The organism is Rhodopseudomonas sp. P2A-2r, assembly GCF_026015985.1.
GTDB lineage: Bacteria > Pseudomonadota > Alphaproteobacteria > Rhizobiales > Xanthobacteraceae > Tardiphaga.
This window is the reverse complement of record NZ_CP110389.1, coordinates 5953018-5979850: the sequence shown is the minus strand read 5'-3', so window position 1 is coordinate 5979850 and position 26833 is coordinate 5953018. Positions and strand designations below refer to the sequence as shown.

General features: G+C 64.2%; 25 protein-coding genes and 1 pseudogene. 11 read left to right on the top strand and 15 right to left on the bottom strand.

Annotated elements, in window-relative coordinates; all coding sequences use genetic code 11:
• Window positions 1-67: 67 nt before the first annotated feature.
• Window positions 68-334, bottom strand: a complete 267-nt coding sequence (locus ONR75_RS28810) for a hypothetical protein (RefSeq protein WP_265080249.1) — start codon at window positions 332-334, stop codon at window positions 68-70.
• A gap of 194 nt (window positions 335-528) precedes the next feature.
• Between ONR75_RS28810 and ONR75_RS28805 the strand changes: the two genes are divergently transcribed.
• A complete protein-coding gene (locus ONR75_RS28805) occupies window positions 529-1812 on the top strand; it encodes a DUF445 domain-containing protein (RefSeq protein WP_265080248.1) in 1284 nt (427 codons plus the stop codon).
• A 269-nt stretch (window positions 1813-2081) separates the two neighbouring features.
• The gene (locus tag ONR75_RS28800; RefSeq protein WP_265080247.1) at window positions 2082-2852 is read left to right on the top strand and encodes an esterase/lipase family protein; all 771 of its coding nucleotides are present in this window, start codon (window positions 2082-2084) and stop codon (window positions 2850-2852) included.
• Window positions 2853-3041: 189 nt separating this feature from the next.
• On the opposite strand, the gene ONR75_RS28795 is transcribed toward ONR75_RS28800, so the two are convergent.
• The 6 genes from ONR75_RS28795 to ONR75_RS28770 form a co-directional block, all read right to left on the bottom strand.
• Window positions 3042-4262 carry a bifunctional alpha/beta hydrolase/OsmC family protein gene (locus ONR75_RS28795; RefSeq protein ID WP_265080246.1) on the bottom strand — a complete coding sequence of 407 codons (1221 nt, stop codon included), beginning with the start codon at window positions 4260-4262 and terminating at the stop codon, window positions 3042-3044.
• A gap of 210 nt (window positions 4263-4472) precedes the next feature.
• Complete coding sequence (locus ONR75_RS28790; protein ID WP_265080245.1) at window positions 4473-5135, bottom strand: sulfite oxidase-like oxidoreductase; 663 nt, start codon at window positions 5133-5135, stop codon at window positions 4473-4475.
• Between the two features lie 27 nt (window positions 5136-5162).
• The gene (locus ONR75_RS28785; RefSeq protein ID WP_413776546.1) at window positions 5163-6398 is read right to left on the bottom strand and encodes an MFS transporter; all 1236 of its coding nucleotides are present in this window, start codon (window positions 6396-6398) and stop codon (window positions 5163-5165) included.
• Between the two features lie 218 nt (window positions 6399-6616).
• The gene (locus ONR75_RS28780) at window positions 6617-7816 is read right to left on the bottom strand and encodes a cytochrome P450 (RefSeq protein WP_265080243.1); all 1200 of its coding nucleotides are present in this window, start codon (window positions 7814-7816) and stop codon (window positions 6617-6619) included.
• A 79-nt stretch (window positions 7817-7895) separates the two neighbouring features.
• On the bottom strand, window positions 7896-8105 hold the full coding sequence (locus ONR75_RS28775; RefSeq protein ID WP_265083838.1) for a ferredoxin: 210 nt from the start codon (window positions 8103-8105) through the stop codon (window positions 7896-7898).
• Window positions 8106-8225: 120 nt separating this feature from the next.
• On the bottom strand, window positions 8226-9665 hold the full coding sequence (locus ONR75_RS28770) for an amidase (RefSeq protein ID WP_265080242.1): 1440 nt from the start codon (window positions 9663-9665) through the stop codon (window positions 8226-8228).
• A 120-nt stretch (window positions 9666-9785) separates the two neighbouring features.
• On the opposite strand from ONR75_RS28770, the gene ONR75_RS28765 reads away from it, so the two are divergent.
• Complete coding sequence (locus ONR75_RS28765) at window positions 9786-10364, top strand: alpha/beta hydrolase (protein WP_265080241.1); 579 nt, start codon at window positions 9786-9788, stop codon at window positions 10362-10364.
• Window positions 10301-10630 (top strand): hypothetical protein, encoded by a 330-nt coding sequence (locus ONR75_RS28760; RefSeq protein ID WP_265080240.1) that lies wholly within the window; start codon window positions 10301-10303, stop codon window positions 10628-10630. Before ONR75_RS28765 ends, ONR75_RS28760 begins: the two co-directional genes overlap by 64 nt.
• 201 nt (window positions 10631-10831) lie before the next feature.
• On the opposite strand, the gene ONR75_RS28755 is transcribed toward ONR75_RS28760, so the two are convergent.
• The 5 genes from ONR75_RS28755 to ONR75_RS28735 all read right to left on the bottom strand — a co-directional run bounded on the left by ONR75_RS28755 (window position 10832) and on the right by ONR75_RS28735 (window position 16466).
• Window positions 10832-11608, bottom strand: coding sequence for an SDR family oxidoreductase (locus ONR75_RS28755; RefSeq protein ID WP_265080239.1), 777 nt, complete (start codon window positions 11606-11608; stop codon window positions 10832-10834).
• Between the two features lie 90 nt (window positions 11609-11698).
• The gene (locus ONR75_RS28750) at window positions 11699-13180 is read right to left on the bottom strand and encodes an ATP-binding cassette domain-containing protein (RefSeq protein ID WP_265080238.1); all 1482 of its coding nucleotides are present in this window, start codon (window positions 13178-13180) and stop codon (window positions 11699-11701) included.
• Entirely contained in the window at window positions 13180-14103 is a 924-nt protein-coding gene (locus tag ONR75_RS28745; RefSeq protein ID WP_265080237.1) for a branched-chain amino acid ABC transporter permease, read from the bottom strand. Before ONR75_RS28745 ends, ONR75_RS28750 begins: the two co-directional genes overlap by 1 nt.
• A 2-nt stretch (window positions 14104-14105) precedes the next feature.
• A complete protein-coding gene (locus tag ONR75_RS28740; RefSeq protein WP_265080236.1) occupies window positions 14106-14981 on the bottom strand; it encodes a branched-chain amino acid ABC transporter permease in 876 nt (291 codons plus the stop codon).
• Window positions 14982-15215: 234 nt separating this feature from the next.
• Window positions 15216-16466, bottom strand: a complete 1251-nt coding sequence (locus ONR75_RS28735; RefSeq protein WP_265080235.1) for an ABC transporter substrate-binding protein — start codon at window positions 16464-16466, stop codon at window positions 15216-15218.
• 305 nt (window positions 16467-16771) lie between these two features.
• On the opposite strand from ONR75_RS28735, the gene ONR75_RS28730 reads away from it, so the two are divergent.
• Complete coding sequence (locus ONR75_RS28730; protein ID WP_265083837.1) at window positions 16772-17785, top strand: tartrate dehydrogenase; 1014 nt, start codon at window positions 16772-16774, stop codon at window positions 17783-17785.
• Window positions 17786-17863: 78 nt separating this feature from the next.
• Here ONR75_RS28730 and ONR75_RS28725 read toward each other — a convergent pair whose 3' ends face one another.
• The 3 genes and pseudogenes from ONR75_RS28725 to ONR75_RS28715 form a co-directional block, all read right to left on the bottom strand.
• A complete protein-coding gene (locus ONR75_RS28725; RefSeq protein WP_265080234.1) occupies window positions 17864-18775 on the bottom strand; it encodes an NAD(P)-dependent oxidoreductase in 912 nt (303 codons plus the stop codon).
• A 14-nt stretch (window positions 18776-18789) separates the two neighbouring features.
• Window positions 18790-20043: a Zn-dependent hydrolase gene (locus tag ONR75_RS28720; RefSeq protein WP_265080233.1), complete on the bottom strand. Its 1254-nt coding sequence runs from the start codon at window positions 20041-20043 to the stop codon at window positions 18790-18792.
• Between the two features lie 40 nt (window positions 20044-20083).
• A pseudogene (locus tag ONR75_RS28715) lies at window positions 20084-21000 on the bottom strand (LysR family transcriptional regulator).
• A 122-nt stretch (window positions 21001-21122) separates the two neighbouring features.
• On the opposite strand from ONR75_RS28715, the gene ONR75_RS28710 reads away from it, so the two are divergent.
• The 6 genes from ONR75_RS28710 to ONR75_RS28685 all read left to right on the top strand — a co-directional run bounded on the left by ONR75_RS28710 (window position 21123) and on the right by ONR75_RS28685 (window position 26830).
• The gene (locus ONR75_RS28710; protein ID WP_265080232.1) at window positions 21123-21938 is read left to right on the top strand and encodes a putative hydro-lyase; all 816 of its coding nucleotides are present in this window, start codon (window positions 21123-21125) and stop codon (window positions 21936-21938) included.
• Window positions 21939-22019: 81 nt separating this feature from the next.
• The gene (locus ONR75_RS28705; protein WP_265080231.1) at window positions 22020-23276 is read left to right on the top strand and encodes an ABC transporter substrate-binding protein; all 1257 of its coding nucleotides are present in this window, start codon (window positions 22020-22022) and stop codon (window positions 23274-23276) included.
• Between the two features lie 315 nt (window positions 23277-23591).
• Complete coding sequence (locus ONR75_RS28700; protein ID WP_265083836.1) at window positions 23592-24425, top strand: branched-chain amino acid ABC transporter permease; 834 nt, start codon at window positions 23592-23594, stop codon at window positions 24423-24425.
• Window positions 24425-25411 (top strand): branched-chain amino acid ABC transporter permease, encoded by a 987-nt coding sequence (locus ONR75_RS28695; protein WP_265080230.1) that lies wholly within the window; start codon window positions 24425-24427, stop codon window positions 25409-25411. The genes ONR75_RS28700 and ONR75_RS28695 overlap by 1 nt, the downstream gene beginning before the upstream one ends.
• Window positions 25408-26142: an ABC transporter ATP-binding protein gene (locus ONR75_RS28690; protein ID WP_265080229.1), complete on the top strand. Its 735-nt coding sequence runs from the start codon at window positions 25408-25410 to the stop codon at window positions 26140-26142. Before ONR75_RS28695 ends, ONR75_RS28690 begins: the two co-directional genes overlap by 4 nt.
• Window positions 26126-26830 carry an ABC transporter ATP-binding protein gene (locus ONR75_RS28685; protein ID WP_265080228.1) on the top strand — a complete coding sequence of 235 codons (705 nt, stop codon included), beginning with the start codon at window positions 26126-26128 and terminating at the stop codon, window positions 26828-26830. Before ONR75_RS28690 ends, ONR75_RS28685 begins: the two co-directional genes overlap by 17 nt.
• Window positions 26831-26833 lie beyond the last annotated feature (3 nt).

The window sequence follows — 26833 nt, the reverse complement described above, 5'->3', positions numbered from 1 at the left end:
CTGGGTCGCCCGGTCCTGGCGCGCAATTGCGCGCGGCCGGCCGACGACAGACAGAGTATGGAGTGACTTACTGCTTCGCCAGCGACAGAGAGAATTCGCCGTTGCGGACGCGGGTCGGCAGGCCCTCGACGAACTTCGCAACCGCGTCCTCGCCATAGGTGCCGACCAGTTCGGCAAAGGCGGTGAACAGGCTGGCCTGCGCCAAGCAGTCGCCGTCGATGCCGTCGTGCAGTGCCTCGGCCCAGGCCTCGTTGAGGTAGGACAGCGCCGCCTGTTTCTGGTCCTGATCGGGCAACTGCTCGCGGGCGGGGCTGTAGGACACTGACTGGCTCATGAAATTCCCAAACAACTTCTGCTGTCGCCCGAATCAGGGCGGGTTCCTCAATAAGCCAGAGTTAACATGCGCAACGCGGGGCGCCAGACCACATCTTTAAGAAGGGTTAACGGCGGCGAATCACATCTCCGGGAATGTGGAAAAAGCCCTAGAATGCATGGCGTAACAGCTCTGCCTGTCGACTGGAAATTGCAATGAAGACGATCAATACGACCTCCTTCGCCAGCCCCGGCGACGCCGCGCGCGCGACGGAACTGCGCCGGGTGAAGGCGCTGGCCACCCTGGTGCTGGCCGGCTGTTTCGCGGTGTTCATCGTCGCCAGGCTGCTGCTGCCCATGCATTCCGCCTTCGGCTTTGTGGCGGCCTTCGCCGAGGCCGCCACCATCGGCGGGCTGGCCGACTGGTATGCCGTGGTCGCGCTGTTCCGCCGGCCGCTAGGGCTGCCGATCCCGCATACGGCGATCATCCAGGGCAACCAGAATCGCATCGCCGACAAGCTCGGCGAATTCATCGAGGTGCATTTTCTCGAGGCGGGGCCGGTCGAGGCCAAGCTGCGCGAGGTGGATTTCGCGTCCTTCGTCGCGGACTGGCTCGGCGACCGCAAGCGCAGCGCCGATCTCGCGCGCTTCGTGCTGCGGCTGCTGCCGGAAGCGATGTCGGCCACCGAGACCTCGGGCCTCACCGGCTTCATCAGCCGCCGCGTGATGACCCAACTGCAGTCGATCGATCTGGCGCCGCTGATCGCCGGCACCGCCCGCGGTTTCATCCGCGACGGCCGCCATCAGGGATTGCTCGACGATCTCCTGCGCGCGCTGCACGGCGCACTGACCGAGCCGCAGACGCTGGCTGTCATCAAGGAGAAGATCCGCAACGAACTGCCGACGCTGCTGAAGCTGTACCGCACCGACACGTTTCTGGTGAAGCGCATCGTGGCGTCGGCCACCGCGTTCTTCGAGGAGGTGCGCAACGATCCGGCGCATCCGTTCCGCGGCGAGTTCGACCGCATGCTGCTGTCGTTCGTCGACAAGCTCGAGAACGAGCCCGGCTTCACCGGCCGCATCGACGGCCTCAAGCGCGACCTGCTGGCGCGGCCGGAGCTGGCCGAACTCGCGGGCAACCTGTGGAGCAACGCCAGGTCCTTGATCGCACGCAGCGCCTCGGGCGAGAGCACGGTGCTGCAACATCATCTCGCCAACATGTTCGTCGCCGCCGGCGCGACGCTGGCCGCGGATTCCGAGATGCGCGGCGAGATCAACCAGGGCGTCGTGGTGGTGCTGCGCAGTTTCATCGCCGACCAGAAGAGCGGCGTCTCCACCTTTATTGCCGACCAGGTCAAGGCCTGGGACATGGGGCAGCTGATCGGGGTGATCGAAGTCAACATCGGCCGCGACCTGCAATACATTCGTTTCAACGGCTCGCTAATCGGCGGGCTCGCCGGGCTCGCGCTGTATACCATCGAGGTGCTGTTGCGGTTGTGAGACCCCGATACGTGCCCCGGACGCGATGCGATACGCAGTATCGCTTCGCAGATCAGGCCACCCTGCGAAATGAAGCGATGGGTCTCGCATCGCGTGCGGGAAACATGAACCTCAACGGCAGGGCCTACCCTGGTACGCTTGATATCCTGCCAATCCGGGCTACACTTCGGGAACCAATACTTGTTGCGCTGCGTTATCCCGCGACTGTTTTTCACAGCAATCGATTCCGCCCCGGCGTCACAGAGAACACCGGCACGAGAGGAAATCAGATGTCGGCGACTGCCCAGACTTTGCGTGCCCCCTCGAAAACCCTGATGCTGCTGGAGACCCGGGCGCTGCATGAATTCGGCGCCTTCCTGGGCGCGCTGCCGCTGCTGAATCTGGCGCCGCGCGGCGACGGCCATCCGGTGCTCGTGCTGCCGGGGCTGGTCGCCTCGGACATTTCGACACGGCCGCTGCGCAGTTTTCTCAAAGGCCGCGGCTATGCGGTCAGTGGCTGGAAGCAGGGCCGCAACCTTGGCCTGCGCGACGGCGTTCAGGACAGCATGATGGACCTGCTGCGCGAGTTGAACGACAGCCATGGCCGCAAGGTCAGCCTGGTCGGCTGGAGCTTGGGCGGGCTCTATGCGCGCCAGCTGGCCAAGCTGATGCCGGACCGGGTCCGTTCCGTGATCACGCTGGGCAGTCCGTTTGCAGCGGGCCCCAAGGCGACCAATGCCTGGCAGGTCTATGAAATCGTCAGCGGCAAGCCTGCCGATCACAGTGACCCGAATTTTGGCAGCGACCTATCCGAGCCGCCGCCGGTGCCGACCACCGCGATCTACAGCCGCACCGACGGCATCTGCGCCTGGCAGGGCTGCAAGGAAAACCCGTCGGCGCAGACCGAGAGCATCGAGGTCGAAAGCAGCCATTGCGGCATGGGACATCATCCCGCCGTGGTCTATGCGGTGGCCGAGCGCCTCGCCCAGCGCGAGGGCGAATGGGCCCCGTTCGATCGCTCCGGCTGGCGCAGCCTGCTGTTTCCGGATCCGAACCGGTAGGCTCCATCTGCAACCACACACTTCGCCGTCATCCCCACCGAAACGCAATTGCGTTTCGGCTGGAAGAGCGCTCTCTTGCCCGCTTCGAAGGATGGGCCGCCTGCGTCTGTAGCCGCATCCTTCGAGGCTCGCGCAAGTGGGCGTGCGCCTCAGGATGACGGCTCCCAGCGCTGCGCACTTTTTGGATCTCTACTCCGCGGCCTTGGTCACGATGCGAATTTCCGACTTCAGCGTGCGATGCACCGGGCACTTGTCGGCGACGTCCATCAGCCGCTTGCGCTGTTCGTCATCGAGCGCGCCTTCGATCGATATCACGCGGTCGAGCTGGTCGAGCATCCCCTCTTTGGTCTCACACTCCGCGCAATCCTTCGCGTAGATCTTGCTGTGGTTCAGGGTCACGGTGACGCGGTCCATGGGCAGTGCCTTGCGATCGGCATAAAGCCGCATGGTCATGCTGGTGCAGGCGCCGAGCGCGGCGAGCAGCAGGTCGTAGGGACCGGGCCCGGTGTCGGCGCCGCCGGCGGCGAGCGGTTCGTCGGCGATCAGGCGATGCGGGCCGACCATGATCTGCTGCTGCAGTTTGCTGGCGCGGGTCTCGCGCACCACCACCCTGCGCGGCTCCGGCGAGTCGGCGGCAGGCGCAGTCGCCGCCGCATCGAGATAGCGGCCGGCCCAGGCGGTGATGACGTCGGCCACATAGACCGCATCGGATCTCTTCGTCAGCAGGTGGTCCATGCCGTCGAGCGAAACGAAGCTCTTCGGGTGCTTTGCCGCCAGAAAGATCCGCGTGGCGTTGTCGATGCCGACGGTGTCGTCGGTGGGCGATTGCATGATCAGCAGCGGCTTGTGCAGCCTGGCGACGTGCGCCATCAAATTGTGTTCGGCGATGTCGTCGAGGAATGCGCGCTTGATGGTGAAGGGGCGGCCGGCGAGCTTCACCTCGACCTCGCCGTGGGCGCGGATGCAGTCGAGGCGGTCGGCGAACAGATGGGTGACGTGGGCGGGATCCGAGGGGGCCGCGATGGTCACCACCGCCCGGGCCTCAGAAATGTCGGCGGCAGCAGCGAGGATCGCGGCGCCGCCAAAACTGTGACCGATCAGGATCGCCGGTGCCTTGCGGATATTGCGCAGGTGGTTGGCGGCGAGCACGAGGTCGGCGACGTTGGACGAGAAGGTCGCGTTGGCGAAGTCACCTTCGCTGGAGCCGAGGCCTGTGAAGTCGAAGCGCAGCACGGCGATGCCGCGTGCGGTCAGCGCCGCGGCGATGCGCGCGGCAGCCAGCGAATCCTTGCTGCAGGTGAAGCAATGCGCGAACAGCGCATAGGCCGCGGGCTCGCCATCGGGCAGGTCGAGCGCCGCGGCGAGCTGATGGCCGCCGGTGCCGGGGAATTGAAAGCGTTCGGTGGGCATGACGAGGCTCCTTTAAGCGAGGTAGATCTTCCCTCTCCCCGCCCGGCGAAGCGAAGCTTCGCTAGGCGGGGAGAGGGTGGCTCGAATGCGCGGAGCGCGTTCGAGTCGGGTGAGGGGAGCTAGCGAGTGAAACACTGGCTCCCCCTCACCCGGAGCCTCGCTGACGCGAGGCCCCGACCTCTCCCCGCAAGCGGGGAGAGGTAAAGCCTCTCAATCCTCCGAATAGCGCTGCTCGAGCCACGGGTCGCCGCGGTTATGATAGCCGCGGACTTCCCAGTAGCCGGGCTTGTCCTCAGTGACGAATTCGATGCGCTGCAGCCACTTGGCGCTCTTCCAGAAGTACAGATGCGGCACGATCAGCCGGACCGGGCCGCCATGCTCGCCGTCGATCGGCTGGCCCTGCCACGCGTGCGCGAGCAGCGCATCCTCGGCGGCGAAATCTTCCAGCGCGAGATTGGTGGTGTAGCCGTCGTGGGAATGCAGCACGACGAAATGCGCGTCGTCCTTCGGCTTGCACGCTGCCAGCAGCTCCCGGGTCGACAGGCCCTCCCACGCATTGTCGTAGCGCGACCAGGTGGTGACGCAGTGGATGTCGGAGACGAATGTCTGCTGCGGCTGGGCAGTGAAATCAGCAAAATTCCAGAACAACGGCGTCTCCACCGCACCGTAGACGTCGAGCCGCCAGCTGTCGCGGGTGACCTTCGGCGTGACGCCGAGGTCGAGCACCGGCCAGTCCATGGTCAGGTGCTGGCCGGGCGGCAGCCGTTGCTCTTCGGGGCGCGCGATCCTGCCGGTGAGGAACTTGCCCTCGCGCGCCCAGCGTTGCTTGCTCCGTGTCAGCTTGGAATCCGGCGGGAGATCGTCGTCGGTCATGGCTGCCGCTCCGTCAGGCGAGGGCCGTCACTCGTGACGGTGCATCGCCGAATTGTGCTTGGTGTCGCGCATCGTAAGATAGATCAGCAGCGACAGGAAGATCATGCCGCTGAGGTAATAATAGAACCATTCCTCATGGCCAAGGCTCTTGAAGTACAGCGCGATCGCCGGGGCGGTGCCGCCGAAGATCGACACCGTCAGCGCATAGGGCACGCCGACGCCGAGCGCGCGGATATTGGTCGGGAACAGCTCGGCCTTCACCACGGCGTTGATGGACGTGTAGCCGGCGACGAACACCCAGGCGGCGCAGATCAGCAGGAATGCGGTGAAGGGCGACTTGGTGTCCTTCAACAGCGTCAGGATTGGAACCGTCGACAGGGTGCCGGCGACGCCGAAGAAGATCAGCAGCGGCTTGCGGCCGATGCGGTCCGACAGCGCGCCATAGACCGGCTGCAGGAAGGTGGCGAAGATCAGCGTGCCGAAGATCACCGTGGTGGTCTGGTCGGTGGTGAGCCCGACCGAGAGCTTGACGAAGGTCTGCATGTAGGTGGTGAAGGTGTAGAACGCCGCGGTGCCGCCGGCGGTCAGCCCGACCACCAGCAACAGTTCGCGCGGATACTTCAGAAGGCTGCGCATGGAGCCCATCGGCTTCTTCAGCTTCTTGGCTTCCAGGAACTGTTCGGTCTCGTGCATGTCACGTCGCATCACCGCGGTGAACACCGCCAGCAGGGCGCCGATCACGAACGGAATCCGCCAGCCCCAGTCCTTCAGCTCCTGTTCGGTGAGAAACACCTTCTGCAGCAGCATCAGCACGATGATGGCGGTGAGCTGGCCGCCGATCAAAGTGACGTACTGGAAGCTGGAATAGAAACCGCGATGCTTGGGGTCGGCGACCTCGCTGAGGTAGGTGGCGCTGGCGCCATATTCGCCGCCGAGGCTGAGGCCCTCGATGATGCGCGCAAAGGCAAGGATCGCCGGCGCCGCGAAACCGATCGACGCATAGGTCGGCGTGCAGGCGATGATCAGCGAGCCGAAGCACATGCACAGCACCGACGCCGTCAGCGAAAAGCGCCGGCCGTAGGTGTCGGCGAGATAGCCAAACAGCCAGCCGCCGAGCGGGCGCATCAGGAAGGTCGCGGCGAACAGCACGGCGGCGTTGAGCTGCTGCACCACCGGGTCGCTATTGGGGAAGAAGGCCGGGGCGAAATACAGCGCAAACGCCGTATAGGCGTAGAAATCGTACCATTCGACGAGATTGCCCATGGAGCCGATGAAGATGGCCTTCACCCGCTTTTCGACGTCGATCAGGTGAAGTTTGCCATCCGCGTTGGGGGCTGCGATTTGTTCCGCCACTGTAAACCCTCGGAATTCCGTGAAATGAAATGCTCCGTTGCCACGGACCGGCGGAAAAGCCAATGGCATGAAATGCATTGCAGCTGACAGCAGACCCGCTGGTTCATGCTGCAATGCGGCATTCGATTTCAGCGAGCGCCGGAAAACCGCAACGGCAGTTGCCTCGGGCCGCGCACGGTGCCCTCCGACCAGGTGACCGTGCCGGTGGGATCGAGACTAAAGTCGGGTATGCGCTTCAGCCACTCTTCAATGGCGATGGCCATGTTCATGCGGGCGAGATTGGAACCGATGCAGCGGTGGATGCCGAGGCCGAACGCGACGTGGCGATTCTCCTGGCGGTCGATGATCACCTTGTCGGCGTCCGGGAACACGGCGGGGTCGCGGTTGGCCGCCGGGAACGACAGCAGCACCATGTTGCCGGGCTTCATCGGGCAGCCGCTGACGGTGGTCTCCTGCATCACCTCGCGGGCCATGGTGACCGGCGAATAAGCCCGCAGGAATTCCTCGATGGCCACCGGGATCAGCGCGGGATCGGCGACCAGCCGGGCGCGGTCGGCCGGCGTCTTCGCCAGATGCCACAGGGATGAGCCGATCGCACTCCAGGTGGTGTCGATGCCGGCGATCAGCAGCAGACGCAGCGCGCCGAGGACATAGGCGTCGGACAACGGCTGGCCGTCAGGACCGCGGGCATTCATCAGCGTGCTGATCAGGTCATCGGTCGGCTGAGTCTTGCGCTTCTCGATCTGCACGGCGAAGTAGGCGCTCATCGCCTTGACGCCCTTCATCAGCTCGGCGTCGTCGGAGATGCCGAGTTCGAGGATCTGGTGGATCCAGCCGATGAATAGGTCGCCGTCCTCGCGGGGAATGCCGAGCATGTGGGCGATGGTGCGCACCGGGATATATTTGGCGAATTGCGCGGCGGCGTCGCAGTGGCCGTCGGTGATGAAGTTGTCGATCAGCGTATTGCAAATGGTGCGCACATCCGGCTCGAGCTTGCGCACCGCGTCGGGGGTAAAGGGCGGCAGCAGCAACTGCTTGAACGGCTTGTGCACCGGCGGATCGGCGGTGATCGGCGGCGACGGGATCGGCGGTTCCGGCCGTACGCTGCGCACCACGACGCGGCGCGACGAGAAGCTGTCGGTGTCGTAGGACACCTGCTTCACCGCCTCATAGGTCGTCGGCAGATAGACGCCGAGAAAGCGCTCGGTATGCGCCACCGGACATTTCGATCGGAGTTCGTCGAGGATCGGATAGGGATCTTCAGTCCAGCGCGGGTCGGTGTGATCGAAGTCGGTGAGCCAGTCGGTGACGGGGACAGGTTTGTTCATCGGGACGGTTCCTCGGGATGATCTGGTCCGGCCCGTTGATCGGGCTCTGGCATTTGAGTTGGATGCGATAGGTTCTGGTTCAGTCCTCGCTGATGTCGATGGCCAGTTCGGGGCAATTGGATTTCGCTAGCCAGGCCTGGTCTTCAAGGCCATCGGGAACGCTGCCGTCGCCCACTTCGTGGGCGTAGCCGTATTCGTCCAGTGTGAACAATTCGGGGGCCAGCGACTTGCAGCGGCTGTGGCCCTGGCACTTGTCCGGATCGACGCGGATTTTGAGTCTGGCTGGCAACGTGATCCCCCGGAAGTTCGGTGGCGCCTTGCTGCGCTCTTGTTCTGCCGGGGGATTATAGGCGCGGCCAAGCCGCACGCCAGCGGCTTCGCGTTTGCTGCTTTGCAAAACCGATCGGGTTTACGGCGTCGTCGCCGACTTCACCCCGCGTGGATCGATCGGTGTGCTGCCGCTGATGCCCAGGATGTCCTCGAGCAAACGCGCACCGGCCAGCAACGGCGCTTCGCCGCGCGGCGGGCCGACTATCTGCAGGCCGACCGGCAGGCCGCTTGCGGTGAAACCGCAGGGCAGCGACAGCGCCGGGCAGCAGGTGAGCGTGATCGCGTAGACGATGGCCAGCCACTGCACATAGTTGTCGAATTTGGTGCCGTTGCATTCGGCAAGGTAGCGCTGCTCGATGGGGAACGGCGGCACGATGGTGGCGGGGCACAGCAGCAGGTCGTAGGTCTGGAAGAATTCGTAGGCGCGCGCGGCCAGGGCGACGCGCTGGCCCTCGGCGCGTTCGAGGTCCGTCACCTTGAGCTTGAGGCCTTCCTCGATGTTCCAGATCACTTCCGGCTTCAACAGGTCGCGCTTGTCGCGGAGCAGCGCCGCCTTGGACAGCGCGAAGTCGTAGGCGCGCAGCACGTGGAAGCACTCATGGGCTTCCCTGAGGTCCGGGCAGGCTTCCTCAACGATGACGCCGGCTTCTTCAAACCGCTTGGCGGCGGCGCGGGTGATTGCGACGACTTCGGGATCGACCGGGGTGACCCCAAGGTCTGGTGAATAGGCGACGCGCTTCGGCTTCCTGCCAGAACGGACGGCGGCACGGAACGACTCCGGCAACAGCGGTAATGAGAGCGGATCGGCGGGATGCTCGCCGCTCATGGCGTCGAGCATCAAAGCCAGATCCTCGACGGTTCGGGCCATGGGGCCCTGCACACTGACCATCCGCGCGAGCGCCACCGACGGCGTGGCGGCGACCCGGCCAATGCTCGGCCGCAGGCCGACGATGCCGCAGAAGCTGGCCGGATTGCGCAGCGAGCCGCCCATGTCGGAGCCGTGGGCCAGCCATGCGGTGCCGCTGGCCAGTGCCGCCGCGGCGCCGCCGGAGGAGCCCGCCGCGGAGCGCGACAGGTCCCAGGGATTGAGCGTGGCACCGAACACATCGTTGAAAGTGTTGGCTCCGGCGCCGAATTCCGGCGTGTTGGACTTGGCGTAGACCAGCGCGCCGTTGTCTTCGAGCCGCTCGACCAGGATGTTGGATTTGGCCGGGATGACATCCTGGAAAATCCGCGAGCCCTGGGTGGTGCGCACGCCAGCCACCGAGGTGAGGTCCTTGATCGGCACCGGCATGCCGGCGAGGATGCCGCGGCTGCCGAGCGGCTTCTTCATCAATTCGCGGGCGGCGCTGCGGGCGCGATCGAAACACAGCGTCGGCAGGGCGTTGACCTGGCCGTCCACGGCGGCGATGTGCGCCTCCAGCACGTCGAGCAATTCCAGCGGCGTCACCGTGCCGGCATTGAGTTGATCGACAATGGCACAGGCCGTTGCCTTGATGAGATCCTGATTCACAGCCACACACGTCTCCAGTTCGCTTGCATAGGGGTGTCGATCCTGACGACGTAGCGGTGTAGACGATTTTCTGGAAAAGTGGAGTCGCGAGCGCAGTGTCGCGTCGCATAACGCAAGGATGCAACCATGAGTAAGCCCTTCGGCGAAACGGACTGGCGAGCGATGAGCCGGCCGCAGCTCGACGCCGGCCTCAACAACGGCGTCGCCGTCGCCGGCAGCGCCGATATCGGCGCGGGCTGGGTCAAGCGCTCCGAGGACATCAAGGCGAAGCATCCCGATCACCTGGATCTCAGCTATGGACCGCGCGAGCGCAACAGGTTCGACTTTCTGAAGGCCGCCGACGGCGGTCCGACGCTGGTGCTGATCCATGGCGGCTACTGGCAGATGCGCTCCAAGGATTTCTTCACCTGCTTCGCCGCCGGGCCCATGGCGCATGGTATCAACGTCGCCGTCGTCGGCTATACGCTGGCGCCGGAAGCGACGCTGGACGAGATCGTCGCGGAGCTTCACGCCAGCGTCGATGCGGTGGTCGCGCAATCGCCCGCACTGGGCGCGGACCCCGCGCGCATCGTGGTGTCCGGCTGGTCGGCCGGCGGTCATCTGACTGCGACGACGCTGACGCATCCCGCGGTCAAGGGGGCGTGGCGATCTCGGGCATCTACGATCTCGAGCCGATCCGGCATTCCTATCTCAACGAGAAGCTGAAGCTCGACGAAGCGATGGCACTGCGCAACTCGCCGTTGATGCAGGACGGCGGCCCGGCCGTGCCGCTGTCGCTGGTGGTGGGCGGCGGCGAACTGCCGCTGCTGCGCCAGCAGACCGCCGACCTCGCGGCGTTCCGCGCCGCGCACGGATTGCCGGTGAGCTACGAGGAGATCCCCGGCGCCAATCACTTCAGCATTATGCAGCAGCTGGAATCGCCGACCGGGCGGATCACCACGCTGATCAGGCAGATGTTGGATCGGATTTAGGCTGCGTCCTGCATGGGCCGCTGCAAACTTTGTTGTCGTCACCCGCGAATGCGGGTGACCCAGTAAACGGAGCTGCTGCGGACCTATCACTATCGGCACGGATTACTGGGTCGCCCGGTCCTGGCGCGCTATTGCGCGCAGGCCGGGCGATGACAGTTGAGTGGGAGGATGCGCCGTGTCGCACTCAGTTTCTGAGCTGAACTAACCCCAGCCCGCGCTCAACCCGCCATCCACCGTATAGATCACGCCGGTCGTATAGCTTGCGCGGTCCGACGCCAGGAATGTCATCAGATCGGCGATCTCGCGGGTATGGGCCGGGCGTCCGAGCGGAAGGCCGGCCTGCAATTCGCGAAACCGGTTCTCATCGCCGAACTGGGCCTTTGCCCTGGTCTTCATCAGCGTGATGTGGCGCTCGGTCTCCACCGGGCCGGGATTGATGCCGACGACGCGAATGTTGTCCTTCAGGCTCTTGCCGCCCAGCGCCCGCGTAAACGCCATCAGCGCGGCGTTGCCGGCGCTGCCGCAGATATAGTTGGCGTCGAACTTCTCACCGGCGGCGCCGATGTCATTGATGATGACGCCGTGCCCCTGCGCCTTCATCCGGGCGTAGATCAGCCGCGTCAGGTTGATGAAGCCGAATACTTTCAGGTCCCAGGCATGGCGCCAGGTCGGTTCGTCGATCTTGTCGAGGGAGCCGCCGGGAATGTCGCCGGCATTGTTGACCAGGATGTCGATGTGGCCCGCGGTGGCCGCCAGCACTGCGAGTTCGGTAGGCTTGCGCAGGTCCACCGTGTGCACGGCGACCTCGACGCCGTGGTCGGCGCGCAATCGAGTGGCGAGCTCTTCCATGGCGATGCCGCTCCGGGCGGCCAGTGCAATGGAACAGCCTTCAGCGGCGAAGGCTTCGGCTGCGGCGGCGCCGATGCCCTTTGAGGCGCCGGTGATGAGAACGCGGTTGCCGCGCAGGTGAAGATCCATGAAGCTTGCTTTCGGTTATTGTCGGATGTGCTGCGTCGAATCCAGGCGCGGGGGACGCGCCGGGCACTCCGTTGCACAGGAAGGCCACAACTACAAGTAGCCTTCGCCGGCCTCGGCCGCAAACCGGCCGGGATCGCCTTCCCAGACGATGCGGGCGTGTTCCAGCACATAGACCCGGTCGGCGTGGGGCAGCGCGAAAGTGACGTTCTGCTCGCCCAGCAGCACTGTGATGTCGGTGGTCTGGCGCAGCTTTTCCAGCGCCTTGGAGAGCAATTCCAAGATCACTGGCGCGAGACCCAAGGTCGGCTCGTCAAGGATCAGGATTTTCGGCTGCATCATCAGCGCGCGGCCGATCGCCAGCATCTGCTGCTCGCCGCCGGACAATGTCTGCGCCATCTGGCCCTGCCGCTCCCGGAGGATCGGGAACAGGTCGAACAGCCATTCCAGCTGCGTGGCCCGAGCATCGTCGGACAAATGCTGACCGCCGAGGTCGAGATTTTCTCGCACACTCATCTCGCCGAACAGTTCGCGGGATTCCGGACATTGGACAACGCCGGATCGCGCGATCTTCGCCGGGGTGGTGCCGCGCAGTTTGTCGCCGTCGCGGACGATCTCGCCGGTGTAGGGCAGGAAGCCGGAGATCGTATTGAACAGCGTGGTCTTGCCGGCGCCATTGAGACCGACCACCGAGACGAACTCGCCCTTGTGGACGTGGATCGAGACGTTCTCCAGCGCCTGCGCCTTGCCGTAGAAGACGCTGACATTCTCGACCTGCAGCAGCGGCACCTTGTCCTTGAAGCTGATCTCCGGGCGCGCCGAGGTCTCAATGGCGCCGCCGAGATAGACCCGGCGCACGGTTTCGTTGCGCATCACTTCGCTGGCCGCGCCGGTGCAGATCTCCTCGCCGAGATACATCGCCAGCACGCGGTCGACCAGCGCCGCCACGCTCTTGACGTTGTGGTCGACCAGCAGCACCGCGCGGCCCTCGTCGCGAAAGCTGCGGATCAGTTCGGAGAAGGTGCCGACTTCGGCCAGCGTCAGCCCGGCGAAGGGCTCGTCGACCAGCACCACTTTGGGATCGCGGGCGATCGCCTTGGCCAGTTCCAGCCGGCGCAGGTCGGCGAACGGCAGGGTCGGCGGCCGGCGATGCATGACATTGCCGAGGCCGACGCGGTTGGCGATCCATTTGGCGCGCTCGGTCAGCGCCTTGTCGGCGAACAGCATGAACAGGCTGTCCGGCAGCAGCGCGACCATGATGTTTTCCAGCACGGTCTGCCGGTTCAGCGGCCGCGAATGCTGGAACACCATGCCAAAGCCCTTGCGCGCGATCTTGTGCGCGGGCAGGCCGGCGACGTTCTCGCCCAGGAACAGGACTTCGCCTGCGGTGGGGCGCTCGATGCCCATGATCGACTTCATGGCGGTGGACTTGCCGGAGCCATTCGGGCCGATCAGCCCGAAAATCTCGCCGGCGTTGAGGTCGAACGACAGCTTCTTCACCGCGGTGAGGCCGCCGAAGCGTTTGGTCAGGCCGCGGACTTCGAGCACGGGCGGGTGGTTGGTAATGGCGTCCATCAGGCTTTGGCCTCGCGCGACAGGGCTTTTCCGAGGAAGCCACCGGGGAAGAACAGGATCGCCAGCAACGCGATGGCCGAGACGATGAAGGTGGCGAGTTCGCCGGTCGGGCGCAGGAACTCGCCGGCGACGATCAGGAAAATGGCGCCGAGGGCCGCGCCCAGCACGGTGCGGCGCCCACCGAGAACGGCGGCGACGATCACCTGCACGCCGACGGCGACATCGACCACGGTGCCCACCGATGCGGTGCCGAAGTAGAACACCAGCATGGCGCCCGACAGGCCGGAGAAGAACGCGCTGACCACGAAGGCGAACAGCTTGTGCTTGACGATGTTGAAGCCGAGCGCACCGGCCTGCACCGGGTCCTGCCCGGAGGCCTGCAGCACCAGCCCGATCGGCGATTGCGACAGGCCGTAGAGGATGATCGCCGAGAAGGTCATGAAGCCCAAGGCGATCCAGTAGTTAGTGCCGGCGTCGATGGAGATGACGTCGGGAATGGTGAGGCCGATCTCGCCGCCGGTGAGGTCGGCAAACACCACGATGAAATTCTGCAGCATCAGCACGGCCACCAGGGTGGTCAGGCCGAAATACGGACCGCGCACCCGCAGCGCCGGCAGCGCCAGCACGAAGCCGGCGATCACCGAGGCCATCGCGCCGAGGAAGATGCACAGATAGACCGACCAGCCATACTGGTTGTTGAGAATGCCGGCGGTATAGGCGCCGACGCCGATCAGGAAGGTCGGGCCGAAATTGACCTCGCCGGCAAAGCCGAACAACAGATCCCAGGCCATGGCGAACACGCCGAAATAATAGGCCACCGTGAGCAGGCCGAGGATATAGCCGGACACATACCAGGGCAGCGTTGCTGCGGCGACAACGACGACGAGCGCGATCCAGAACAGCTGTGACTTGAAAAAGGACATGCTCATCGCCTCCCGAGCAGGCCCTGAGGCCGGATGTACATCACGATCACCAGCAGCAGCAGCGCCGGGATGGTGCGGTAGGCCGGCGAGACCAGATAGGCGGTGAGGGTTTCGAGATAGCCGACCACGAAGGCGGCGATCAGCGAGCCGGAGACGCTGCCGAGCCCGCCCAGCACGACGATGGAAAAGGCGCTCGCGGTGAGCGGGCCGACGCTGTAGGACGACACGCCGAGGAACATGCCGAGCAGCACGCCGGCGATCCCCGCCAGCACGCCATAGATCGCCCACACCACGACATAGATGCTGGTCAGTTCCAGCCCGAGCAGCGTGACGCCGCGCGGATTCATCGAGGCCGCCAGCACCGCCTTGCCCATCTTGGTGCGGTTGACCAGGAGCCACAGCAGGCCGATCACCAGGCAGCACACCAGCGCGGTAAACCATTCGTTTTTCGGGGTGCGCACGCCAAACACGGTCACCACGCCCTCGATGATCGGCAGCACGGTCTTGGCGTTGTTGGTGAAGAAATAGGCGATCACTTCCTGGATCATGATGCCCCATAGCAGGGTGCCGGTGAGCACGAAGATTTCCTTTTCCTCATTGGGGATGCGGCGCGAGCGCTGGATCGGCTGCACCACGAAGAAATAGGTGATCAGCGAGGCCACCAGCGCGGCGGCGATGCCGACCAGCGCGCCGGCGTAGTTGTTGAGATGCAGCACGCTGGACGCGGCCCAGGCGGCCACCGCCGCCAGCACCATGATGGCGCCGTGGGACAGGTTGAGCACGCCGGAGACGCCGAAGATCAGGGTGAAGCCGGTGGCCCCCAGCGCGTACAGCGCGCTGATGGCGAAACCGTCGATCAGGATTTGCAGGAAGAGCATTTAGATTTCTGATCCGGTGAGATGAGATGTGGCGCGTCATGCGCGGTCTTCTTTCCCTCGCCCTCGGGCGCAGCGAAGCTGCGGCTGGGAGAGGGGGCTCGAACGCGCGACGCGCGTTGGAGACGGAAGAGGGAGCTGTCGCAGAAAGAGCCCTCTCCCGCCTTCGCTGCGCTCAGGCACCCTCTCCCGCGGCGCGCAGCTTTGCTGCGCTGGGGGAGAGGGGACGACAGCGGCTCAGTTCGCGGTCACCTTGATGAAGGCCGGGAACTTGATCTTGGCCTTGGCCACTTCCGGCGGCCAGACGCTGGTCTGCACGCCATCCTGCCATTGCAGCATCAGGCCGGTGATCAGGCCCTTGCCGTATTTCAGGCCATGGGTGAACGGATCGTTCTTGCCATAGAACTGGATGCGGCCGACGGTGCCTTCCCAGTCGGTGGCTTCCAGCGCGGTGACCATCTTGTCGGCATCGGTGGAGCCGGCGCGCTTGATGGCGTCGGCGATGTAGTAGACCTCGTCATAGGAGGTGTAGCCGGCATAGGACGGGAAATTGCCGAACTTCTTCTTGAAGTTGTCGGCGAACGGCACCGACTTCGGGGTCACCGCCACGCCGGGGCCGGAGACGCCCTGATACAGCACGCCGTCGGAGGCGTTGTTGGTGTCCTTGCCGAAGGTCGAGTTGGTGGCCTGCGACGAGATGCCGAGCATCGGGATCGGCACCTGCTGGTTCTTCCACTGCACCGTCGGCTGCACGCCCACATGCGAGATGCCGGTAATGATCACGTCCGGCTTGACGCCCTCGATCTTGTTGAAGATCGGCGTGAAGTCGGTGGTGTCGGGCGAGAAGCGGATGTGGTCGAGGACCTTCAGGCCGATCTTCGGCAGGCATTCCTCATAGCCGACGTCGAGCGGCTTGGTCCAGGCGGCGTCCTCGCTCATGATCACCGCGGTCTTCATCTTCTTGTCGTTGACCAGCAGGTCCTTGGCGGCATCGCAGACCGACAGCGCCAGCGACGCGGACGTCAGATAGCCGTGGAAGGTGTATTTGTTCTTCTCATAGTCCTTGTTGACGGCCTTCGGGATTTCGTTGGATGCGGCGCCGGGCGTGATGAACGGCGTCTTCAACCGCGACGCCCAAGGCATCAGCGCCAGCACGACTTCGCTGATATAGGAGCCGATCACCGCATGGACCTTGTCCTCGTTGACCGCGCGCTGGAACGCGCGCACCGAATCGGCCGAGGATGAGTGGTTGTCGTAGGTGACGATTTCGATCATGCGGCCATCGACGCCGCCCTTGGCATTGATTTCCTCGGCAGCCATCTGGGCGGCCTGGGGGATCGAGGCACCGGCGATGGCCTGGGCTTCGGCGATGACGCCAATCTTGATGGGGTCGGCAGCCAGCGCGGTGGTGGCGGTGAATCCGAGCGCCGTTGCGGCAATGAATGCGCGCAACGACCATGAACGAGAATACGGGATTCTGGACGTCATGATGTGGTTTCCTTGACCCTTGATCGGCTCTGCGGCCCGGCTGGTTGTCAGCTCGGGTCGAATAGTAGCGCGCAATTCGAACTCGGCAAGTTAAACCGCGACATGTGGACGCATGATTGTGCTGTGCAGTGCAGCGTTGATCGTCGCGCTTGTTTGGTTCAATGGTGTCTAATCATTTTATATGCAGCGGGCGCGCAGCGCATTGTCGTGCCCGTTATCGAACCGAAGGGACGTTCTCCGTGAGCAGCAAGTCTAAAGAATACCGGATCGCAGTTATTCCGGGCGACGGCATTGGCAAGGAAGTGATGCCTGAGGGCCTGCGCGCGCTGGAGGCGGCGGCGAAGCAGCACCGGGTCAAGCTGCATTTCGATCACTTCGATTTCTCGTCGTATGATTATTACGAGAAGCACGGTCAGATGATGCCGGGCGACTGGAAGGACCAGATCGGCAAGCACGATGCGATCTATTTTGGCGCGGTCGGCCTGCCCGCGAAGATTCCCGATCACATTTCCCTGTGGGGCTCGCTCATAAAATTCCGCCGGGAGTTCGATCAATACGTCAACCTGCGTCCGGTGCGGCTGATGCCGGGCGTCCCCAGCCCGCTGGTCGGCCGCAAGCCCGGCGACATCGATTTCTGGGTGGTGCGCGAGAACACCGAAGGCGAATATTCGTCGGTGGGCGGCCGCATGTTTCCGGGTACCGACCGCGAATTCGTCACCCAGCAGACGGTGATGACCCGGATCGGCGTCGACCGCATCCTGAAATTCGCCTTCGATCTCGCCCAGTCGCGCCCGAAGAAGCACCTGACTTCGGCGACCAAGTCGAACGGCATCTCCATCACCATGCCGTACTGGGACGAGCGCGTCGAAGAGATGGCGAAGGCCTATCCCGACGTGAAGTGGGACAAGTACCACATCGACATTCTCACCGCGAATTTCGTGCTGCATCCCGACTGGTTCGATGTGGTGGTCGGCTCCAACCTGTTCGGCGACATTCTCTCCGATCTCGGTCCGGCCTGCACCGGCACCATCGGTATTGCGCCATCCGGCAACATCAATCCGGCCGGCGATTTTCCGTCGGTGTTCGAGCCGGTGCACGGTTCGGCGCCGGATATCGCGGGGCAGGGCATCGCCAATCCGATCGGCATGATCTGGTCCGGCGCCATGATGCTGGAGCATCTCGGCGAGAAGCAGGCCGCGGATTCCATCGTCAAGGCGATCGAGCGCACGCTGGGCGAACGCACCCTGCGCACGCGCGATCTGGGTGGCCAGGCGGATACGGGCGCCTGCGGCAAGGCGGTGGCCGAGATGATCGAGTAGGATGCGCTTCTTGGTTCCCCTCTCCCGCCAAGCGCAGCTTCGCTGCGCCCGGGGAGAGGGAAGAAGCCGCATCTCCAGCTACGAGCCCGCAATCCTGCGGCAATGCTCGAGCGCAGCGTGAATGAGATTCTCGCTGGCTTCCGGCGTGCGGAATGCCGAATGCGCCGAGAGTGTCACGTTGGGGATCTTCGTCAGCGGGTGATCTGCCGGCAGAGGCTCGATGTCGAACACGTCGAGGCCGGCATGACGCAGGTGGCCTGATGTCAGCGCATCGATCATCGCGGCTTCATCGACCACCGCGCCGCGTGCGGTGTTGATCAGGATTGCGCCCGGCTTGATCTGCGCGATGCGGGCGCGCGAGAGGAAGCCGCGGGTTTCGTCGTTGAGCAGCAGGTGCAGCGAGACGACGTCGCTCGATGCCAGCAATTCGTCGAGGCCGACGAAGCTGACGCCGGCACAGCTCTTCGGCGTCCGGTTCCAGGCGATCACCTTCATGCCGCTGCCGACGGCGATGCGCGCCACCTCCGCGGCGATGCCGCCGAAGCCGATCAGGCCCAGGGTCTTGCCGGTCAACTGCATGCCGTCGATGCGCAGCCAGTTGCCGACGCGCATCTCGCGGTCCATCTGCGCGATGTCGCGCGCTGCCGCCCACATCAGTGCGATGGCGCATTCGGCGACGGCCGTGTCGCCATAGCCGCGGATCAGGTGCACCTCGATGCCGAGTTCGGCGAGCTCGTCGGGATTCATGTAGCTGCGGGCGCCGGTGCCGAGAAACACCACATGCTTCAGCCCCTTGCACTGTCGTGCGATTTCGGTCGGCAGATAGGTGTGATCGATCATGGCAATGGCGGCGTCGCCGAGCACGGCGGGCAGTTGCTCCGGTGTCACATCGGGGTCGCGATGGATGACGACGTCGGGATCGCCGGCCTTGCGTTGTTGTTCGACCAGGACAGCCAGCGATTCGCTGGCATCGACAAAGACGGCGCGCATGTCGTTCTCTTTCGTTACTTGGACGCGACGCCGGCGAGCGCCAGCACGGTGTGCATGAGCACGTTGGCGCCGGCGGTGCAGTCGGCCTGGGTGGCGTCTTCCAGCTCGTTGTGGCTGATGCCGTCCTTGCAGGGCACGAACACCATCGCGGTCGGCATGATGGTATTGAGGTTGCAGGCATCGTGCCCGGCGCCGGAGGTGATGCGGCGGTGGCTATAACCGAGCGCCTGCGCCGCGGTCTCGACGGCATCGACCAACGTCTTGTCGAAATGCGTCGGCGGCTTGTGCCAGACCTTTTCGATCTTGACCGCGACCTTGCGGTGCGCGGCGATCTCAGCGGCGGCGTCCATCAGCGCCTTGTCCAGGTGCTCCATGATATCGGCGTCGGCGCTGCGCATATCCACTGTGAAGGCAATCTCGCCGGGAATGACGTTGCGCGACGGATTGGCGATCACCGCCTCGCCGATGGTGCCGACCGCCTTCGGGCCGAAGCCGCCGGCGATGCGTTCCACCGCCAGCACGATCTCCGACAACGTCGCCAGCGCGTCGCGCCGCAAAGTCATCGGCGTCGATCCGGCGTGGCTTTCGAAACCGGTGATCTGGCCGTTGTACCACAGCACGCCCTGGCCTGAGTCCACCACGCCGATGGTCTTGCCTTCGGCTTCAAGGATCGGGCCCTGCTCGATATGCAGTTCGACGAAGCTGGTGAATTTCTGGGTGCCCACGGGGACATCGCCGCGATAGCCGATGCTATCGAGTGCCTCGCCGACGCTGACGCTGTCGATGTCCTTGCGCGACAGGATGTCGTCGGTGGTGAAGTCGCCGACATAGGCTGCCGAGGCCATCATCGCCGGTACGAAGCGAGAGCCTTCCTCGTTGGTCCAGTTGGCGATGCAGATCGGCAGATCGGTCTCGATGCCGGCGTCGTTCAGCGTACGCACCACTTCGAGCGCCGCCAGCGTTCCGAGGATGCCGTCGAATTTGCCGCCGGTGGGCTGGGTATCGAGATGCGAGCCGAGACCGATCGGCGGCTTGGACATGTCGCGGCCAGGGCGCAGCGCGAACATCGAGCCCAGCGCATCGATATGCACCTCGCAGCCGGCGGACTCACAGGCGGCGCGAAACCAGTCGCGCACCTGTTTGTCTTCGGCAGTCAGCGTGAGCCGTCGGACGCCACCTTTCGGCGTGCCGCCGAATTTGGCGGTCTCGTGAATGGTGTCCCACAAGCGCGCGGAATCGATTTGCAGATTTGATGTGAGCTGGCTCATGCAGTTTTCCGATACTCGGGCAACAGGAATGGATCGCTTTTTAATGACGCGGCTGGGTTGGCACGTCAACCAAACTGCTTTCGCGCGCAATCTCGCCGGCGAGATCGGCAACCAGCTCCATCGCAACCGTATCCGGTGAGGCCAACCAGCTGGCGCAGAAGGTCAGCGGTGACACCTGCAGATCGGTGGAGAGCAGTTGCAATCGCCCGTCCGCCAGTTCGTTCTGTACGATGGCGGTGGGAATGACCGCGATGCCCAGGCCCTCGATGGCCATGTGGATCACCGTGGCCAGCGAGGCGCTGGCGTGAAGCCGGATCGGCGGCAGCTCCGGCCGGTTGAACAATGAGCGCACGATCTCGTAGGGCTGCGTCTTGCGCGGGAAGGTGATGATCGGGAATTTTGCGAGATCCTGCACGGTCAAGGGGCCGTTGCCGAGTCCGAGCGCCGGGCTGGCGAGAAAGCCGACCGGATAGTCGCACAGCTCGCGGCTGCGCACGGTGGCGGCACCGGGGGACCCGATCAGGAAGGCAAGCTCGATCTCCTGCGCCATGAGCCGGGCACGCAGGTTCGGTGTGATGTCGACCTCGATCTCCAGCGACAGGTTGGGATAGGCCTCGTTGACGCTCTTGATCAGCTTTGACAGCCATGTGTGGACGATGGTCTCGGCGACGCCGAGTCGCAGTACGCCGCGCATCGCCGAACGGTCGCCGACCGCCGCCATCATTTCCGAGCGCAGCCCGATCAGCTTCTCGGCGTAGACCATCATCTGCCGTCCAGAGGAGTCGGTGACGCGACCCGGCCATCACGCTGCAGCAGCCGCACTCCCATCTCTTGTTCAAGCTGCGCGATCCGCTGCGAAATCGCCGGCTGGGTGGTGTTCAGCTTGTGCGCGGCGCCGCGGAAGCTGCCGAGATTGACGACCCAAAGGAAGGTCTCGAGCGCCTTGAAGTCCGCCATTGATTGAACGATCCGGGTCTTGATAAGATAGATTTATCGCTATCGATTAGAAACAACGATTAGACATTATACTAGTCCTAGGTTTCAGTCCGTGTCGAGGCAGAATTAGGCAGGATGTCGAGATGGCCAGTTTTTCGGCAGTGCAATATGGCGAAGGAGCGGAACCGTTGCCAAGTGCCGTTGCCCGCCGGGAATATCGCGCAGGAAAGTACGGCAGCACCGCCGGTGTGGCGCCGGGCTATGTCCAGGGCAACCTGGTCATTCTGCCGGAAGCCCAGGCTGCCGCGTTCCACCGCTTCTGCCAGCTCAACCCGAAGCCGTGCCCGATCATAGGCATGTCCGAGGTCGGCGACCCCCGCATTCCGGCCCTCGGCCTCGATCTCGATATCCGCACCGACATCCCGCGATATGTGGTGTGGCGCGATGGCGAGGCGATCGATCGCCCGGCTGAGGTGACAAAATACTGGCGCGACGATCTGGTGTCGTTCGTGATCGGCTGCTCGTACTCGTTTGAGGAAGCGATGATGGCCGACGATCTGCCGATCCGTCACATTGAGCAGGATGTTCTTGTGCCAATGTATCGCACCAATATCCCATGCAAGTCGGCCGGCCCGTTCGCCGGTCCGATGGTGGTGTCGATGCGGCCGCTGAAGCCGGCCGATGCAATCCGCGCGGTGCAGATCACCTCGCGCTTTCCGTCGGTGCACGGCGCGCCGGTGCATCTCGGCCTGCCGCAGTCGATCGGCATCAGCGACATCAACAAGCCGGATTATGGCGACGCCGTCGAAATCCGCGACGACGAAATCCCGGTATTCTGGGCGTGCGGTGTCACGCCCCAGGCGGTGATCGCTGCGGCGCGGGTGCCGTTCGCGATCACGCATGCGCCGGGCGTCATGCTCGTCACCGACCTCAAGAACAAGCATCTGGCTGTTTTATAAGAAGCAGCTTGCCGATCTTTCAGGCTTTACCGTAACCTTGATTAGTTTCATCGATAGCCGCCTGTAACAAAGGACCAACAGATGACGATTTCTCGCCGAAACGTGTTGCTCGGAGGCGCTGCCTCCGCCGCGCTGCTGCCGCTCGCGACCACTGCCGTGCGTGCGCAGGCCGTCAAGGAAGTCGTGATTGGCGTGATCTATCCGCTGTCCGGGGCCAGCGCGCAGATCGGCGTCGATGCACAGAAGGCCTTCGAGACCGCGGCCGACCTCATCAACAAGAACTATGATTTCGCCTTGCCGATGGCCAAGGGCGAAGGCTTCAGCGGTCTTGGCGGCGCCAAGGTACGCCTGGTGTTCGCCGACCATCAGGCCGATCCGCAGAAGGGCCGCGCCGAGGCTGAGCGCCTGATCACCCAGGAAAAGGTCTGCGCCATCGTCGGCACCTACCAGAGCGCCGTGGCGGTCACCGTCAGCCAGATCTGCGAACGCTACCAGATCCCGTTCATCTCGGCCGACAACTCCTCGCCGAGCCTGCATCGCCGCGGCCTGAAATACTACTTCCGCGCCGCGCCGCACGACGAGATGTTCTCCACCGCGATGTTCGACTTCTTCGACGCACAGAAGAAGAAGGGCCAGAAGATCGAGACGCTGGCGCTGTTCCATGAAGACACCATTTTCGGCACCGACTCCGCAAATGCGCAGCTGAAGCTCGCCGCCGATCGCGGCTACAAGATCGTCGCCGACATCAAGTATCGCGCCAACTCGCCGTCGCTCACCGCCGAAGTGCAGCAGCTCAAGGCGGCCGATGCCGACGTGCTGATGCCCTCGAGCTACACCACCGACGGCATCCTGCTGATCAAGACCATGGGCGAACTCGGCTACAAGGCCAAGAATATCGTGGCCCAGGACGCCGGCTTCTCCGAGAAGGCGCTGTACGACGCCGTCGGCGACAAGATCCCGGGCGTGATCTCGCGCGGTTCGTTCTCGCTCGACCTCGCCGTCAAGCGGCCGATGGTCGGCAAGATCAACGACATGTACAAGGAGCGTTCGGGCAAGGACTTCAACGACTACTCGTCGCGCCAGTTCATGGGCCTGATCGTGATGGCCGATGCCATCAACCGCGCCAAGTCCACCGACGGCGAGAAGATCCGCGAAGCGCTGGTCGCCACCGACATGCCGGGCGACGTCACCATCATGCCGTGGGAAAAGGTCAAGTTCGACGAGATGGGCCAGAACAACTTCGCCAACCCTGTGCTGCTTCAGTACAACGGCGGCAAGTTCGAAACCATCTTCCCGCCGCAGGGCGCGGTCGCCGAAGCCATCTGGCCGATGAAGTAAGCGGTCGCTCTATTGAGCGATCACGACTAACCGGGCGGCGGCTTTTCCCTCCCCGCACTTGCGGTGGAGAGGGTGGCCGGCCGAAGGCCGGTCGGGTGGGGGCGCCACAGACGCTGTCGCCCGCGGCGCCCCCACCCCGGCCTCCACTCCCGACGATGCTGTCGCATCGTCGTCCGTTCGGCCGACCCTCCCCACTGCGCGCTGCTGTGCAGCGCTTGGGGGAGGGATACTACTGCCGCCTTCACTCTACGACACCGAGAGGATCGCAACTTGACCGCCGCGACAATCATCCAGAGCCTCGCCAGCGGATTGCTGATGGGGCTGCTCTACGGCCTGATCGCGGTCGGCCTTGCGCTGATCTTCGGCCTGATGGACGTCACCAACTTCGCGCATGGCGAATTCCTCATGCTGGCGATGTATGGCGCGTTCTTCCTGTTTGCATTCTTCGCCGTCGATCCTCTGCTGGCTGCTCCCCTGGTGGCAGCGGGGATGTTCGTATTCGGTGCGGTGATCTATTTGCTGATTGTGCGCTTCGCCATGCGGGCCAAGGCGAATATCGGCATGGTGCAGATCTTCACCACCTTCGGCCTCGCCATCCTGATGCGCGGCCTGGCGCAGTTCTTCTTCACCCCGGACTATCGCAGCATCCCGACCTCTTGGCTCGGCGGCAAGACCGTGTCGTTCGGCGGCATCTTCCTGCCGCTGCCGCAGCTGGCCGGTGCCGCAATCTCGGTGGTCGCCTTCGGCGCGCTGTTCTTCTTCATCAAGAAGACCGATTTCGGCCGTGCCCTTGAAGCCACCCGCGAGGACGCCGGCGCGGTGGCGCTGGTCGGCATCGACAAGAACAAGGTTTTTGCACTCGGCTGGGGCCTCGGCTCCGCGCTGGTCGGCCTCGCCGGCGCGGTGATGGCCTCGTTCTTCTATATCTACCCCGACGTCGGCGCGTCGTTCGCGCTGATCGCCTACGTCACCGTGGCGCTCGGCGGCTTCGGCTCCGTGTTCGGCGCCTTTGCCGGCGGCATCATCGTCGGCCTGGTGGAAGCCTCCACGGCACTGATCCTGCCGCCTTCGCTGAAGTCCGTGGGCATTTACGCTGTCTACCTGCTGGTGGTGTTCATCCGGCCGCGCGGCCTGTTCGGATCGATCTGATGGATACGACCTTCGCCCAAAGCCGCCGCCGCGATTTGACCCTGGCCATTTTCCTGGCGGCACTCGCCGCCGTGGTGCCGGTCTTCGTCAAGGACGTGAACATCCAGAACATCATGGTGCTGACCCTGATGTGGGCCGCGCTGTCGCAGAGCTGGAACATCCTGAGCGGCTATTGCGGCCAGATCTCGCTCGGCCATGCGCTGTATTTCGGCCTTGGCGCCTACACCACGACCCTGCTGTTCACCAAGTTCGGTGTGCTGCCGTGGTTCGGCATGGTGGCGGGCGGCATGATCTCGGCGCTGATCGCGTTGGGATTGGGCTATCCGACTTTCCGCCTGCGCGGCCATTACTTCGTCATCGCCACCATCGTCATCGCCGAAATCGGCCTGCTGCTGTTCCACAACTGGGACTATGCCGGCGCTGCGCTGGGCATCGACGTGCCGGTGCGCGGTGACAGCTGGGCCAAGTTCCAGTTCACCCGCAGCAAGCTGCCCTACTATTACTTCGCCCTGGTGTTCTGCTGCGTCGCCTGGCTCGTGACGTGGAAGCTGGAAAACTCCAAATGGGGGTTCTGGTGGCGCGCGGTGAAAGACAATCCCGACGCTGCCGAAAGCCTCGGCGTCGTGGTCTTCAATTCCAAGATGGGCGCCGCCGCGATCTCCGCCTTCATGACCGCGATCGGCGGGGCCTTCTACGCGCAGTACGTTTCCTACATCGATCCGGACAGCGTCATGACCTTCCAGTTCTCGCTGCTGATGGCGCTGCCGGCGGTGCTCGGCGGCATTGGCACGCTGTGGGGGCCGGTGCTTGGCGCGGTTATCCTGATCCCGCTCACCGAACTGACGCGCAATTATCTCGGCGGTTCCGGCCGCGGCATCGACCTGATCCTCTACGGCTCCGTCATCGTGCTGATCTCCCTTGCCCGACCGGAAGGCCTGATCGGGCTGTTCTCGCGCAAACCTGCCTCGAAAGGAGTGCCGCAATGACGACACCCCTGCTTGAAACCCGCGGGGTCTGGCAGCGCTTCGGCGGCCTGATCGCAAACAGCGACGTCTCCATCAAGGTCGGCGCCGGCGAGATCGTCGGCCTCATCGGGCCGAACGGCGCCGGAAAGTCGACCTTGTTCAACCTGATCGCCGGCGTGCTGCCGCCGACGCAGGGCTCGATCTGGTTCAACGGTGAAGACGTGACCCGCATGCCGGCGGCGCAGCGCTGTCAGCGCGGCATCGCCCGCACCTTCCAGGTGGTGAAGAGCTTCGAGACCATGACGGTGATCGACAATGTGATCGTCGGCGCGCTGATCCGCACCACGGTGATGCGCGACGCGCGGCGCAAGGCGCATGAGGTGCTGGAATTCTGTGGCCTCGGGGCGCGCGCCAATGTCATGGCCAGCCAGTTGATCCCGTCGGAGAAGCGGCGGCTCGAAGTCGCCCGCGCGCTCGCCACCGAACCGAAGCTGCTGCTGCTCGACGAGTGCCTCACCGGCCTCACGCCGCTGGAGGCGCAGTCCGGCGTCGCGCTGGTGCGCAAGGTGCGCGAGACCGGCGTCACCGTGCTGATGGTCGAGCACGTCATGGAAATCGTCATGCCTTTGGTCGATCGCGCCATCGTGCTCAATCTCGGAAAAGTCCTCGTCGAGGGCAAGCCCACCGACGTCGTGCGGCATCCGGAAGTCATCAGCGCTTATCTTGGGGATCGTCATGCTATCAGTGCATGAAGTCACCACCGCCTATCAGGGGCTGGTCGCGATTTCTTCCGTCACCATCGATGTCGCCAAGGGCGAGATCGTTGCGGTCTGCGGTGCCAACGGTGCCGGCAAGTCGACGCTGATCAAGACCATCGCCGGCGCCGAGCGCCCGCGTTCGGGCACCGTGACCTTCGACGGCGAACAGATCAACGGCATCCCGCAACATCTCATTACTGCGCGCGGCATTGCCTATGTGCCGGAAAACCGCCGGCTGTTTCCGCGACTGTCGGTCGGCGACAACCTGCGGCTTGGCAGTTACATGTACCGCGGCAAGCCGGATCGCGATGCGCCGCTGAAATTGGTGTTCGAGCTGTTTCCGCGTTTGGCAGAGCGCCTTGAACAGCGCGCCGAAACCCTATCCGGCGGCGAGCAGCAGATGCTGGCCATCGGCCGCGCGCTGATGACGAGGCCGCGGCTGCTGATGCTGGACGAACCCTCGCAGGGCATCATGCCGAAACTGGTCGACGAGATCTTCCAGGCGGTGGTGAAGATCCGGGATACCGGCATGACCGTGCTGATCGTGGAGCAGCGCATGTCCGAAGTACTGGAGATCGCCGACCGCGCCTACATCCTGCAGACCGGTCGCGTCCAGATGCATGGCAAGGCCGCGGAGATCATGGGCAACCCGGACGTTCGCAAGGCGTATCTCGGGCTGTAAATC